General features: G+C 59.9%; 15 protein-coding genes. 12 read left to right on the forward strand and 3 right to left on the reverse strand.

The annotated features are described in order from the left end of the window. Positions 1–9: 9 nt before the first annotated feature. From ACLK1G_RS21170 to araH, 11 genes are all read left to right on the forward strand, one after another. Positions 10–804: a TatD family hydrolase gene (locus tag ACLK1G_RS21170; RefSeq protein WP_420767191.1), complete on the forward strand. Its 795-nt coding sequence runs from the start codon at positions 10–12 to the stop codon at positions 802–804. Positions 805–1,187: 383 nt separating this feature from the next. Continuing rightward, the gene (locus ACLK1G_RS21175; protein WP_039593659.1) at positions 1,188–1,826 is read left to right on the forward strand and encodes a TetR/AcrR family transcriptional regulator; all 639 of its coding nucleotides are present in this window, start codon (positions 1,188–1,190) and stop codon (positions 1,824–1,826) included. A 138-nt stretch (positions 1,827–1,964) separates the two neighbouring features. Beyond that, positions 1,965–2,933, forward strand: a complete 969-nt coding sequence (locus tag ACLK1G_RS21180) for a GTP 3',8-cyclase MoaA (RefSeq protein ID WP_420767192.1) — start codon at positions 1,965–1,967, stop codon at positions 2,931–2,933. 99 nt (positions 2,934–3,032) lie between these two features. Further along, positions 3,033–3,638 (forward strand): DUF4823 domain-containing protein, encoded by a 606-nt coding sequence (locus ACLK1G_RS21185; RefSeq protein WP_039593661.1) that lies wholly within the window; start codon positions 3,033–3,035, stop codon positions 3,636–3,638. Between the two features lie 15 nt (positions 3,639–3,653). Then, entirely contained in the window at positions 3,654–4,214 is a 561-nt protein-coding gene (locus ACLK1G_RS21190) for a DUF1285 domain-containing protein (protein WP_420767193.1), read from the forward strand. A gap of 114 nt (positions 4,215–4,328) precedes the next feature. After that, positions 4,329–5,072, forward strand: a complete 744-nt coding sequence (locus ACLK1G_RS21195; protein WP_420767194.1) for a FadR/GntR family transcriptional regulator — start codon at positions 4,329–4,331, stop codon at positions 5,070–5,072. Then, positions 5,073–5,948 (forward strand): SMP-30/gluconolactonase/LRE family protein, encoded by an 876-nt coding sequence (locus tag ACLK1G_RS21200; RefSeq protein WP_420767195.1) that lies wholly within the window; start codon positions 5,073–5,075, stop codon positions 5,946–5,948. 237 nt (positions 5,949–6,185) lie between these two features. Further along, a complete protein-coding gene (locus tag ACLK1G_RS21205) occupies positions 6,186–7,004 on the forward strand; it encodes an SDR family oxidoreductase (protein ID WP_420767196.1) in 819 nt (272 codons plus the stop codon). A gap of 175 nt (positions 7,005–7,179) precedes the next feature. Beyond that, a complete protein-coding gene (locus ACLK1G_RS21210) occupies positions 7,180–8,184 on the forward strand; it encodes a substrate-binding domain-containing protein (RefSeq protein WP_420767197.1) in 1,005 nt (334 codons plus the stop codon). 75 nt (positions 8,185–8,259) lie between these two features. Continuing rightward, entirely contained in the window at positions 8,260–9,804 is a 1,545-nt protein-coding gene (gene araG / locus ACLK1G_RS21215; protein WP_420767198.1) for an L-arabinose ABC transporter ATP-binding protein AraG, read from the forward strand. Positions 9,805–9,814: 10 nt separating this feature from the next. Next, positions 9,815–10,783, forward strand: coding sequence for an L-arabinose ABC transporter permease AraH (gene araH, locus ACLK1G_RS21220; protein WP_420767199.1), 969 nt, complete (start codon positions 9,815–9,817; stop codon positions 10,781–10,783). Between the two features lie 206 nt (positions 10,784–10,989). Here the strand turns inward: araH and ACLK1G_RS21225 are convergent, their stop codons facing one another. Then, positions 10,990–11,370: a Rho termination factor N-terminal domain-containing protein gene (locus tag ACLK1G_RS21225; protein WP_420767200.1), complete on the reverse strand. Its 381-nt coding sequence runs from the start codon at positions 11,368–11,370 to the stop codon at positions 10,990–10,992. A 31-nt stretch (positions 11,371–11,401) separates the two neighbouring features. Continuing rightward, positions 11,402–11,749 (reverse strand): hypothetical protein, encoded by a 348-nt coding sequence (locus ACLK1G_RS21230; protein ID WP_420767201.1) that lies wholly within the window; start codon positions 11,747–11,749, stop codon positions 11,402–11,404. Positions 11,750–11,916: 167 nt separating this feature from the next. On the opposite strand from ACLK1G_RS21230, the gene ACLK1G_RS21235 reads away from it, so the two are divergent. After that, positions 11,917–12,399 carry a GNAT family N-acetyltransferase gene (locus ACLK1G_RS21235; protein WP_030137727.1) on the forward strand — a complete coding sequence of 161 codons (483 nt, stop codon included), beginning with the start codon at positions 11,917–11,919 and terminating at the stop codon, positions 12,397–12,399. Positions 12,400–12,402: 3 nt separating this feature from the next. On the opposite strand, the gene ACLK1G_RS21240 is transcribed toward ACLK1G_RS21235, so the two are convergent. Then, positions 12,403–13,035: a glutathione S-transferase family protein gene (locus tag ACLK1G_RS21240; protein ID WP_420767202.1), complete on the reverse strand. Its 633-nt coding sequence runs from the start codon at positions 13,033–13,035 to the stop codon at positions 12,403–12,405. Positions 13,036–13,074: the final 39 nt, after the last annotated feature.

The following is a 13,074-nucleotide window of genomic DNA, read 5'->3' on the forward strand; positions in this document are numbered from 1 at the left end:
TGGCCCTTTATGCTCGTAGACTCTCATTGCCACCTCGATCGCCTTGACCTCGCCGCCCATGGCGGATCCCTCGACGCCGCCTTGGATGCGGCGCGCCAGCGAGGGGTGGGGCATTTCCTCTGCATCGGTGTCAGCGCCGACAACGCCGCCGACGTCAAGCGCGTGGCTGAACGATACGAAGACGTCGATTGTTCGGTGGGCATCCACCCACTGGATGTGCAGCCCGATGCCACGCCGGCCCTGGATTGGCTGTTGCACGAACTCGATCATCCGCGAGTCGTGGCTATCGGCGAGACCGGGCTCGACTATCACTACGAGCCGGAGGCCGCCGAAGTCCAGCAGGCGTCGTTCCGGTTGCACTTGGAGGCCGCCAGGCAGACCGGTAAGCCGGTGATCATCCATACCCGTGGCGCGCGGGCCGATACCTTGGCATTGCTGCGGGACGCGGCGCTGCCCCACGCCGGTGTGCTTCATTGCTTCACCGAGGATTGGGATATGGCCAAGGCTGCCCTGGACATGGGTTATTACATTTCCTTGTCCGGCATCGTCACGTTCCGTAATGCCGACGCCCTGCGCGACGTCGCAAGCAAAGTGCCAGCCGATCGTTTGTTGGTGGAAACCGACTCGCCTTATCTGGCGCCCATCCCTTATCGTGGCAAGCCCAACCTTCCGCAGTATGTCCGGGAGGTTGCCGAATACCTGGCGATGCTGCGGGGGGAACCGTACGACCGGTTCGCGGAGCAAACCACCGAAAATTTCAAGCGGCTGTTCCCGTTGGCTCGGGTCCGTACGGCAAGAGCCTGAAATCGAGGCAAAAAAAACCCGGGTTCTGGGGGGTGAATCCGGGTTAAGACCATTAGGAGTAAAACAAAGGCACGCGGTCCGTTGGTACCTTTATCGGCGCGTCACTTGGGGGAGATGTCGTGCCGACAGTTCAAGTATTGATCAGTCTGGCGATGAGTCCAGTTTGACCGCGGTGGTTTTTAAACAAATTTGGAATACGTTCGCTTCGGATAAGTTCTCATTGCCGGCAAAGCCTGCCCAGGCGGGTCCGCGCCAACCAACTGAGGAGCCGAGGTCGCACCGTTTTGTGAAGAACTGTGGCCGTGCGCGGATGATCCGTGCATTTTTGCGTAAGTTAGGCATAATACCCGGCTTCGAATTTTGACCCTTCAGACCTTTTTCTTATGCACAAAGAACCTCGTAAGGTCCGTGAGTTTCGTCGCCGCGAGCAGGAAATTCTCGACACCGCGCTCAAGTTGTTCCTCGATCAGGGTGAAGACAGCGTCACCGTCGAGATGATTGCGGATGCCGTGGGTATCGGCAAAGGCACGATTTACAAACACTTCAAGTCCAAGGCAGAGATCTACCTGCGGCTGATGCTCGATTACGAGCGGGATTTGAACGAGCTGTTGCATTCGGCCGATGTCGACAAGGACAAGGAAGCGCTGTCCCGAGCGTACTTCGAGTTCCGCATGCGCGACCCGCAGCGTTACCGCTTGTTCGATCGCCTGGAAGAAAAGGTGGTCAAGGGCAACCAGGTGCCGGAAATGGTCGAGGAGCTGCACAAGATCCGCGCCTCGAATTTCGATCGCCTGACCTTGCTGATCAAGGGCCGGATCAGCGAAGGCAAGCTTGAAGACGTCCCGCCGTATTTCCACTACTGCGCTGCCTGGGCGCTGGTGCACGGCGCGGTGGCGCTGTACCACTCGCCGTTCTGGAGCAATGTGCTGGAAGACCAGGAAGGCTTCTTCCAATTCCTGATGGATATCGGTGTGCGCATGGGAAACAAGCGCAAGCGCGACACGGATACGCCGAGCAGTTGAGGCATTCAGCTGCTTAATTGCGCCATGTCCGCTTACATGGCGCAGTGCCCCAGGAATATACTCGGGCTTGGGTCTTGCGAAAACTTGATTTCTAGGTCAATTTTCACGGGCTCGATTCTTCTTTCGCCGGAGTGATCCATGATCGTTGACCGTCAAGGCAGGCGTTTTCGCAATTTGCGGATCAGCCTGACTTCAGCCTGCAATTACGCCTGTACCTACTGCGTGCCTGATGGCAAGCGGCTGGTGGCTGCGCAGGATGAACTGTCGGCCGAGGCCATGGCGCGAGGCGTGGCGTATCTGATCGAAGCGGCTGGAATCGAGCGGTTGCGCATCACGGGTGGCGAGCCGCTGGTCAGCCCCAAGCTTGAGAGCTTCATGACAGCGGTAGGGCAGATGGGCCTTGAGGACATCAGCCTGACCACCAACGGCCAGTTGCTGGCCAGGAAGCTGCCCCTGCTAATGAATGCCGGTATCCGCCGGATCAACGTTTCCCTCGACACCCTGGACGCCGCTGCCTTTCGCAGCATAGCCCGCGGAGGAGACCTGGCGACTGTGCTCGATGGCATGGAGCAGGCCCGGGCGGCGGGCCTGAAGATCAAGGTCAACATGGTGCCGCTGCGCGGGCAGAACCTCGATCAGGTGATGCCGTTGCTTGAATACTGCCTGGAACGTGGCTATGAGTTGCGCTTCATCGAGTTGATGCGCATGGGGCACCTGGCCAAGGATTCCAATGCGTTCCTTCAGCAATTCGTCAGCCTTCAGCAACTGCTGGGCCTGATTGGCGACCAATACGAATATCTGCAAGCCGACGCTCCCGTCGATGCCACGGCTGTGCGCTATGAAATTCCCGGGCTCGGGCACTTTGGCGTGATCGCCAACGAAAGCGTGCCGTTCTGCCGAACCTGTTCGCGACTGCGGTTGTCTTCCACTGGCTGGCTGCACGGCTGCCTGTCGTCGAGCAACCGTCATTACGTCGGCGATCTGCTGGACAAGCCCCGACACCAGGCGTTGCCGGCGCTCCAGCGCTTGCTGGTCAAGGCGTTGGGAGACAAGCAGGAAGTAGCGTTCTCGGGTGGCGCGACCATCATGAAAATCATTGGCGGCTGACTGGCTTCTCGTGGCGAGGCGCATACCCTGCAAGCTGGCGCAAAAGCTGCATCTCACGGCCATTCGCCGGTTTTCCGTCACCGGTTTTTGGAGGATAGGATGCGTAGCCTGTTTTTGCTGCTGACCGTTTTGACGCTTGGTGGCTGCATGAATGTCAGCGATATGGGGGAGGGCGTTCGTTATCACATGAGCGATGCCGGCCTGCTGGACCATAGCGACAGCCGCCGTGTAAACAACCTGCGCATCCAGCCGGATTCCTTCATCTACATCGCTCAGGGCGCTTTTGCTCCGCCAGGTAGCGCCTATCCGCGACCCAACGTCGTGGCTGAAGAAGCCTTCAATGGATTCATCGAATATTTCCCGATGGTTCGTCGCGCCCGGGTTCCGGAAGGCCTCGATCAGGCGATGGGTGAAGCGCGTGCCGCCGGTGCCCACTATTTGCTCTACACCCGATTTGCCAAGGCGGACAACCGCATCGGCAACACCGACGAATGGCTGGATGAAGAGGCGGTGGATCGCCTGGGTGTCGACACCAGTGTGATTCAAATCATGTTGATCGAGACCAGCACCCAGTATTTGATTGATACTGCACGCATCAAGAGTCGTGGCGGTTTGCTGACGTTGCACGACAAGCAGCCACAAGACCTCATCGCCGCGCCGTTGCGTGAGTACGCCCGCAGCTTGTTGGGGATGAGCAACGAATAAACAGAAGGGGGCACCATGAGCGGACCGCAAAAAGCCAATGACCTGCTGGGGCAGATCCCCAAGACCAAAGGCCTGCCGCCGGTCCACTTGTGGAACCCTGACTTCTGCGGCGACATCGACATGCGCATCGCCCGCGATGGCACTTGGTACTACCTGGGCACCCCCATCGGACGCAAGCCGATGGTCAAGCTGTTCTCCACCATCATTCGCCGCGACGGCGATGATTACTTTCTGATTACCCCTGTGGAAAAAGTCGGCATCAAGGTCGATGACGCGCCGTTCGTGGCCGTGACCCTGGAGGTCGAAGGAGAGGGGGAAGGGCAGTTGTTGCGCTTTACCACCAATGTCGAGGAAGTCACCGAAGCCGGCCCGGAACATCCGATGCGGGTGATGATCGATCCCCAGACCCAGGAACCGGCGCCTTACATTCATGTGCGCAGCAATCTCGAAGCGCTGATTCATCGCAATGTGTTCTATCAATTGGTGGAGCTTGCGGTCAGCCGTGAGATAGATGGGCAGCGCTGGTTGGGCGTCTGGAGTGGTGGCGAGTTTTTCCCTATCGGCCTGGAGCCCTGATTTTTCTGTAGGAGCGAGCTTGCTCGCTTTCACAAGGCGCCAAAAATTCAAATTGACACCCAATCGTATGATGATTAGCGTGGGCACCTAACAAGAAATGCCCACGGGGTGCTCATGTCCAGCAGTTTTCACGCGTCGACCGTCGATTGGCTGGGGGGCTGGATCGCCGCCGGCCAGGTCAAGCCTGGGCAAACCATCAAGGTCGAGGCGGATCTGGGCGAGCAACTGGGCGTCAGCCGCACGGTGATTCGCGAAGCCATCAAAACCTTGGTGGCCAAAGGCATGCTGGAAGTCGGGCCGAAGGTCGGCACGCGGGTGTTGCCGGTGCGCCGCTGGAACCTCTTTGATCCACAAGTGGTGGGCTGGCTGTCGCGCAGCGGCTTGCCGGAGAATTTTGTCGACGATCTGCTGGACCTGCGCCGCACCATCGAACCGATGGCCGTGCGCTGGGCCTGTGAACGGGCGACGGGCGACCAGGTGCAGGCGATCCGCCTGGCCTATCATGCGCTTGAGCGGGCGGTGGACAGCGGTGCGGATTACAACCGCGCCGACCAGTTCTTCCACGAATGCATCCTCGCGGCCAGCCATAATCAATTCATCGAACAAATGGTCCCAGCCCTCGGAGCGTTGTTGGCGGTTTCGTTCGAGGTGTCGGCCGCCGACCCGGACGAGCTGCGCCGCACGCTGCCGATCCACAAGGACATCGCCGAAGCCATCGCCGCTCGGGACGCGACGCGAGGCATCTGGGCCTGCATGACGCTGATCGATAACGCAGACCTGGCCATCAAGCGTTTTTACCCCAATGTCATGGCCGGTCGAACAGACAACGCCGGGAAACTCGGGAACAGGAGGTTTTAAATGAAGTGGACGGCTGTGACGGAGCATCGGGCGAAGCTGGGCGAGGGGCCTTTTTGGGACGAGCCGACCCAGGCGCTGTATTGGGTCGATATTGCCGGCAAGCAGGCGTTGCGGCTGATTGGCAAGAACGTGCAGATCTGGCAGATGCCTGAGCACGTCTCTGCATTCATCCCGACCCGGAGCGGCGATGCCTTGGTGACGTTGAGCAGTGGCGTTTACCGGTTGGACCTGGACTCCCCAGGCCTGGAACCGCGCCTGAAGTTGCTGTGCATGGCCGATCCCCAGCCGGGCAATCGCGCCAACGAAGCCCGCTGCGATGCGTTGGGCCAGCTCTGGCTGGGCACCATGCAGAACAACATCGGGGAAGATGGCGAAGACTTGCCCATCGAGCAGCGCTCCGGTGGGCTGTTTCGTGTCGGCGGCGATGGCCGCGTGATGCCGCTGTTGCGTGGCTTGGGCATCCCCAACACATTGTTGTGGAGCCCTGATGGCACGACCGTCTATTTCGGCGAGAGCCTGGACGGGACCCTTTATCGGCACTTCATTTACCCCGATGGAAAACTCGCGCCCGCCGAAGTCTGGTTCGGACCCCATTCCCGTGGCGGGCCGGATGGTTCGGCGATGGATGCGCGGGGCTATATCTGGAACGCCCGTTGGGACGGCAGTTGCCTGCTGCGGTTGCATCCGGAGGGTCACGTCGATCAGGTGATCGAATTGCCGGTCAGTCGCCCTACCAGTTGTGTATTCGGTGGTGAAGACCTACGGACTTTGTATATCACCAGTGCGCAAAGTCCCCTCAATCACCCATTGGACGGGGCGGTGCTATCGATGCGCGTCGATGTGCCGGGCGTGGCTTGTACACGGTTCGCGGGGTGAATCCCAAAATATGGGATGTAAATATATATATTGAGATTATTTGGCGGTCGGGTTTATAGTCGGCTCCATCAGCAATACGCACTCACACTTAAAAAAACAAAACAGGTGAAGTGATGCATCGTTTTTTCCCGGAACGCCTCGGCGGTGTTCGCGAATCAGTGTTGAGCCCACAGCTTTTGAACCGGCCATCGTTGGGTGTCCGGTTTTTGTCGTGTGTTTGCACTGGAGGCCCCGTCCATGGCTGAAGCGCTTTGCTTGCCGCCGGTGCCTGAGCCCATGAAGGGCGAACGCCTGAAAGACAAGGTCGTGCTGTTGACCGGCGCTGCCCAGGGCATCGGCGAGGCCATTGTCGCCGCGTTCGCTTCGCAACAGGCCCGGCTGGTCATCAGCGACATCCAGGGGGAAAAGGTCGAAACCGTCGCCGCCCATTGGCGTCGACAGGGTGCGGATGTCCAAGCGCTGAAGGTTGATGTCTCGAACCAACAGGATTTGCACGTCATGGCCCGCCGGGCGGTCGAGTTGCATGGTCGCATCGACGTGCTGGTGAACTGCGCAGGCATCAACGTGTTCCGCGATCCACTGGAAATGACCGAAGAGGACTGGCGCCGTTGCTTCGCCATCGACCTGGATGGTGCTTGGTACGGTTGCAAGGCGGTGTTGCCGCAGATGATCGAACAGGGCGTGGGCAGCATCATCAACATCGCGTCGACCCATTCGTCCCACATCATTCCCGGTTGTTTCCCATACCCCGTAGCCAAACATGGCCTGCTGGGCCTGACCCGTGCCCTGGGCATCGAGTACGCACCCAAGGGCGTGCGGGTGAACGCCATTGCGCCGGGCTACATCGAGACTCAACTGAACGTCGACTACTGGAACGGCTTTGCCGATCCCCAGGCCGAACGCCAGCGCGCGCTGGACCTGCACCCGCCACGGCGCATCGGGCAGCCGATTGAAGTGGCAATGACGGCCGTATTCCTGGCCAGTGACGAAGCACCGTTCATCAATGCCTCATGCATCACCATCGATGGTGGGCGTTCGGTCATGTACCACGACTGAGCATTCTTGGATTGCGGAGGGAAACTTCGCCTGTAATCCAATCATCATACGATATGACTATTTACACCTATGCTTGTGCAGTAACACGATTTGACCGGCCAGCCTGCGCAATTCCACCCATGTGGAGCAGATCCCTGGACGTTTGGCTTTCAATAAAAAAAACAAGGAGTCAGCTATGAAATATCGTCGTGGGATCCGTTCCCTGTGTCGTGCCGCCCTGGCGGTGACCGCGGTCAGCCTTAGCAGCAGCCTGCTGGCAGCGGATCCGGTAAAAATCGGTTTCCTGGTCAAGCAGGCGGAGGAGCCCTGGTTCCAGACTGAGTGGGCTTTCGCCGAGAAGGCGAGCAAGGACAAGGGCTTCGAGTTGATCAAAATCGCCGTGCCCGATGGCGAAAAAACCCTTTCGGCCATCGACAGCCTTGCCGCCAACGGTGCCAAGGGCTTCGTGATCTGCCCGCCGGACGTGTCTCTCGGCCCAGCCATCATGGCCAAGGCCAAGCTTAACGATCTCAAGGTGATCGCCGTCGACGACCGTTTCGTCGACGCCAAAGGCAAGTTCATGGAGGACGTGCCATACCTGGGCATGGCGGCCTTCGAGGTGGGCCAGAAGCAGGGCGCCGCGATGGCCGCCGAGGCGAAAAAGCGTAACTGGGACTGGAAAGACACCTACGCGGTGATCAACACCTTCAACGAACTGGACACCGGCAAGAAGCGCACCGACGGTTCGGTCGATGCCTTGAAGAAAGCCGGGATGCCGGAAGACCACATTCTGTTTGCGGCGCTCAAGACCCTCGACGTCCCCGGCAGCATGGACTCCACCAACTCGGCGCTGGTGAAGCTGCCAAGCGCTGCGAAAAACCTGATCATCGGCGGTATGAACGACAACACCGTGCTGGGCGGCGTGCGCGCCACCGAAGCAGCCGGCTTCAAGGCGGCCAACGTGATCGGCATCGGCATCAACGGCACCGACGCCATCGGCGAGTTGAAGAAACCGGACAGCGGCTTCTTCGGTTCGATGTTGCCAAGCCCGCACATCGAAGGCTACAAGACCGCCGAAATGATGTACGAGTGGATCACCACCGGCAAGGAACCGCCGAAGTACACCGCCATGGACGAGGTGACGCTGATCACCCGGGAGAACTTCAAGCAAGAGCTGGAAAAGATCGGCCTGTGGAACTGACGGCCGGTTGATTCAAAAGCGGCCCTGGCCACATGAGTGGCAGGGTCGCTTGATCTCTGTGAGTTCGAGGTGGTTATGCAAGCGCAAACAGCGACACGGCAACACAACATCGGCGGCAGCTTGCGATTCAACGGGATCGGCAAGTCCTTTCCTGGCGTGCAGGCGCTGGCCAATATCAGTTTCGTTGCTCATCCGGGGCAGGTGCATGCCTTGATGGGCGAGAACGGCGCGGGCAAGTCCACGTTGCTGAAAATCCTCGGGGGCGCCTACATCCCGAGCAGCGGCGACTTGCAGATCGGCGAGCAGACGATGGCCTTCAAAGGCACCGCCGACAGCATCGCCAGCGGTGTGGCGGTGATTCACCAGGAATTGCACCTGGTGCCGGAAATGACCGTCGCGGAGAACTTGTTCCTCGGTCATTTGCCGGCGCGTTTCGGCCTCGTCAATCGCGGCGTACTGCGTCAGCAGGCGTTGACATTGCTCAAAGGGCTGGCGGACGAAATCGACCCGCAGGAAAAAGTCGGTCGTCTGTCCCTTGGCCAGCGCCAGTTGGTGGAAATCGCCAAGGCCTTGTCCCGTGGCGCCCACGTCATTGCCTTCGACGAACCGACCAGCAGCCTGTCGGCCCGGGAAATCGACCGTTTGATGACGATCATTGCCCGCCTTCGGGACGAGGGCAAAGTGGTGCTGTACGTCAGCCACCGCATGGAGGAGGTGTTCCGCATCTGTGACGCGGTGACGGTCTTCAAGGACGGTCGTTATGTCCGCACCTTCGAGAACATGAGTGAGCTGACCCACGATCAGTTGGTCACGTGCATGGTCGGTCGCGATATCCAAGACATTTATGACTACCGCCCCCGGGAGCGCGGCGATGTGGCGTTGCAGGTGAAAGGCCTGCTCGGGCCGGGCTTGCGCGAACCGGTGAGTTTCCATGTACACAAGGGCGAGATCCTTGGCTTGTTCGGGCTGGTCGGCGCCGGTCGTACCGAGCTGCTGCGTTTGCTCAGTGGCCTGGAACGTCAGAGCGAGGGCAGCCTGGTCCTGCACGGCAAGGAATTGAAACTGCGTTCCCCCCGGGATGCCATCGCCGCCGGTGTGCTGCTCTGTCCGGAAGATCGCAAGAAGGAGGGCATCATTCCGTTGGGCAGCGTGGCCGAGAACATCAACATCAGCGCCCGTCCGGCTCATTCCGCGCTCGGCTGCCTGTTGCGTGGCGAGTGGGAGCGGGGCAATGCCGACAAGCAGATCAAGTCGCTCAAAGTGAAGACCCCGGCGGCGAGCCAGAAAATCATGTACTTGTCCGGCGGTAACCAGCAGAAAGCAATCCTGGGACGCTGGCTTTCCATGCCGATGAAAGTCCTGCTGCTTGACGAGCCGACGCGAGGCATCGACATCGGCGCCAAGGCCGAGATCTACCAGATTATCCACAACCTGGCGGCCGATGGCATCGCGGTGATTGTGGTGTCCAGTGACTTGATGGAAGTGATGGGCATTTCCGACCGGATCCTGGTGCTGTGCGAAGGGGCCATGCGCGGCGAGTTGCCGCGTGACCAGGCCGACGAATCCAACCTGCTGCAACTGGCGCTGCCGCGCCAACGCGTTGCCGACGCGGCGAACTGAGAGGTAAATCATGACCATCCAAAACAATGCACTGCCAACGGCGCGCAAACCCCTGGACCTGCGCCGCTTCCTCGACGACTGGGTCATGCTGCTGGCGGCCATCGGCATCTTCGTGCTCTGCACCCTGATGATCGACAACTTCCTGTCGCCGCTGAACATGCGCGGCCTGGGCCTGGCGATTTCCACCACCGGCATCGCGGCATGCACCATGCTGTATTGCCTGGCGTCCGGGCATTTCGACCTGTCGGTGGGTTCGGTGATTGCCTGCGCCGGCGTCGTCGCGGCCGTCGTGATGCGTGACACCAATAGCGTATTTCTCGGCGTGAGCGCGGCGTTGGTGATGGGGCTGATTGTCGGCCTGATCAACGGCATCGTCATCGCGAAGCTGCGGGTCAATGCGCTGATTACCACGCTGGCGACCATGCAGATCGTACGCGGCCTGGCCTACATCTTTGCCAACGGCAAGGCGGTTGGGGTGTCGGAAGAATCGTTTTTCGTCTTTGGTAACGGCCAGATGTTCGGTGTGCCGGTGCCGATCCTGATCACCATTGCCTGCTTTCTGTTCTTCGGCTGGCTGCTGAACTACACCACTTATGGGCGCAACACCATGGCCATCGGCGGCAACCAGGAAGCGGCATTGCTGGCAGGCGTTAACGTTGATCGCACCAAGATCATCATCTTCGCCGTGCACGGTGTGATTGGTGCGCTGGCAGGCGTCATCCTGGCGTCGCGCATGACCTCGGGCCAGCCGATGATCGGCCAGGGTTTCGAACTGACCGTGATCTCTGCTTGTGTTCTGGGTGGCGTTTCGTTGAGCGGCGGCATCGGCATGATTCGCCATGTCATCGCCGGCGTGCTGATCCTGGCGATCATCGAGAACGCGATGAACCTGAAGAACATCGATACGTTCTACCAGTACGTCATCCGCGGCTCGATCCTGCTGCTGGCGGTGGTGATTGACAGGTTGAAACAGCGTTGAAGATTATTGGAGGCTGACCTGCCGCCATCGTCGGATCGCCGCCCGGAGCAGGCTCGCTCCCACACTGGCTCTGCACTGTTCCGAAGTCCTGAGCCAGGCACAAAAACCTGGGGGAGCGAGCCTGCTCGCGAAGGCGTCGGCACATCCGACACTTCCTTAGCTGACCCACCGCATTCGCGAGCAGGCCCGCTTCCACAGTTTTCGCTTTACCCCGCCTTGCGCAACGCCTCGACCAGTTCCTGCTTGCGCATTTTCGAGCGTCCGGGAATATTTTTTGCCCGGGCTTCTTTCATCAAGCTGTCCACGGTCTGAGCCTCATGGGAGGCTTTGCTGGTGCGCGGCTGGCCTTCGCGGCTCTTGGCGGCGCGCCGGGCCGATTCCTTGCGGTCGGATTGCTTGGCTTCGGCGGGTTTCTTCTTGCCGGATCCACCAGAGCGTTCGCCGCCTCCCGATTGCTTGTTCACCGTGGCCCAGGCCCGAGCCTCGGCCTCGCCTTGCGACACACCTTTTTGCTCATAGCTGTCTTCGATGTGCTCGGCCTTGCGCTTCTGCTCATCGGTGTACTTGTCTTTGCTTCCACGAGGCATGGGACGGTCCTCCTCAATGGCTGGGTAGAAGTTATTGACTGGAGGCCCCACCACCTTCAGAGCCTGAACCTCCGGTTGTGGTTTTTGAACCCACGCCAGTATCGGCATTGTCGGGCGCAGTGGAGTCAGGTGTGTTCATCCCGCCCTGGCGGCCCGTGTCGTTGCCTTGGACCCGCGGATCGGTGCCTGTGGCAGGCGGCTGGCCATTGTTCAAGGTGCCGCCCGTGCCATCGGTGTTCAGTTTGGGCAAACCTTGGGTGGCCGGCGAGTTGGGTGCCTGAACCGGGTCGGTCGGTCCGGTGCCACTGGTCGTGGCCGCGAAAGCCGCCGAAGACAGCAGCGTGGCGAATGTGAGTGCAGTCAGCCTTGAATTGATCATGGTGTCGCCTCCATTTTTTGAAATGCTTGCCAGATTTTTGGCCGCGCTGGAGTGGGGTTGGTGCCGCAGGGGCGACGAACGGCGCTATTGGGGGTGTCTTTAGAAGGTGTGACGAGCGCCTCAGAGCGGCTTAGTATGATGCTTTCAATTGGCGACAAGGCCTGTTCATGTCCATCGAAATCCGTCCCGCGCAGCCCAGCGATGCGCCGCAAATCCTTGCTTTCATCACTGAGCTGGCCGATTACGAAAAAGCTCGCCACGAAGTCATCGCCAGCGTGGCCGACATCGAGCGCAGCCTGTTCAGCGAAGGCGCCACCGCCCACGGCTTGATCTGCCTGCGCGATGGCGTGCCGATCGGTTTTGCAGTGTTTTTCTTCAGCTATTCCACTTGGTTGGGCAGTAATTGCCTGTACTTGGAAGACTTGTACATCACGCCTGAACAGCGCGGTGGCGGGGCGGGCAAAACCTTATTGCGACATCTGGCGAAGATCGCCTGCGACAACGATTGTGGTCGCTTCGAGTGGAGCGTGCTGGACTGGAACACCCCGGCCATCGACTTCTACAAATCCCTCGGCGCGCAACCGCAGGAAGAGTGGGTGCGCTACCGGATGGATGGCAAGGTGCTCCGGGACTTCGCTAACGGCAACTGACGTTCATGAGTACGCGTCGGACGCCCACTGGGTAAACCCGGGTCGCTGTTGGAGTCGCGTGCAATAAGCGGCTACGGCTGGATAGTCCGGACGCTCCATGGGCGTCTGCCGCCAGCGGTGTACGGATAGGCCAATGAGTACGTCTGCAAGGGAAAAGTCCGCACCGGCTACGTAGGCGCCGGTGTGGTCCAGCTGTTGTTCCAGCAAGCCCATCTTCTCATTCCAGCCTTTGACGCCGGCGGCGATGAGTTGTGGGTCCTGGAAATCCGGGTGCTTGCGCACCAGTCCGTAAAACGCATCGCCCCACGACGGATTGAGCTCGGTGGCTTGCCAATCCATCCACTGCTCTACACGCGCCCGTGCGGCAGGCTCGACAGGCAGCAGGTCGCTGCGCCCGTGCTTGCCCACCAGATAGCGGCAAATGGTGTTCGACTCCCAGAGCACGCCGCTCTCGTCGACAATCACCGGCACCTGGGCGTTGGGATTCAATGCCAGGAACGCCGGGTCATGGGTCGACGCGAAGCCGATGCCCCAGTCTTCGCGCTCGTAGGAGATTTCCAGTTCCTGGCAAGTCCACAAGACCTTTCTGACGTTAATCGAGGAAGTGCGGCCGAGGATCTTCAACAATTGTCCCATCACTTTTTCCCTAAGTTGTTTGGCGTCCGGTCAGAAACG

The organism is Pseudomonas algeriensis, assembly GCF_048847255.1.
Lineage (GTDB): Bacteria > Pseudomonadota > Gammaproteobacteria > Pseudomonadales > Pseudomonadaceae > Aquipseudomonas.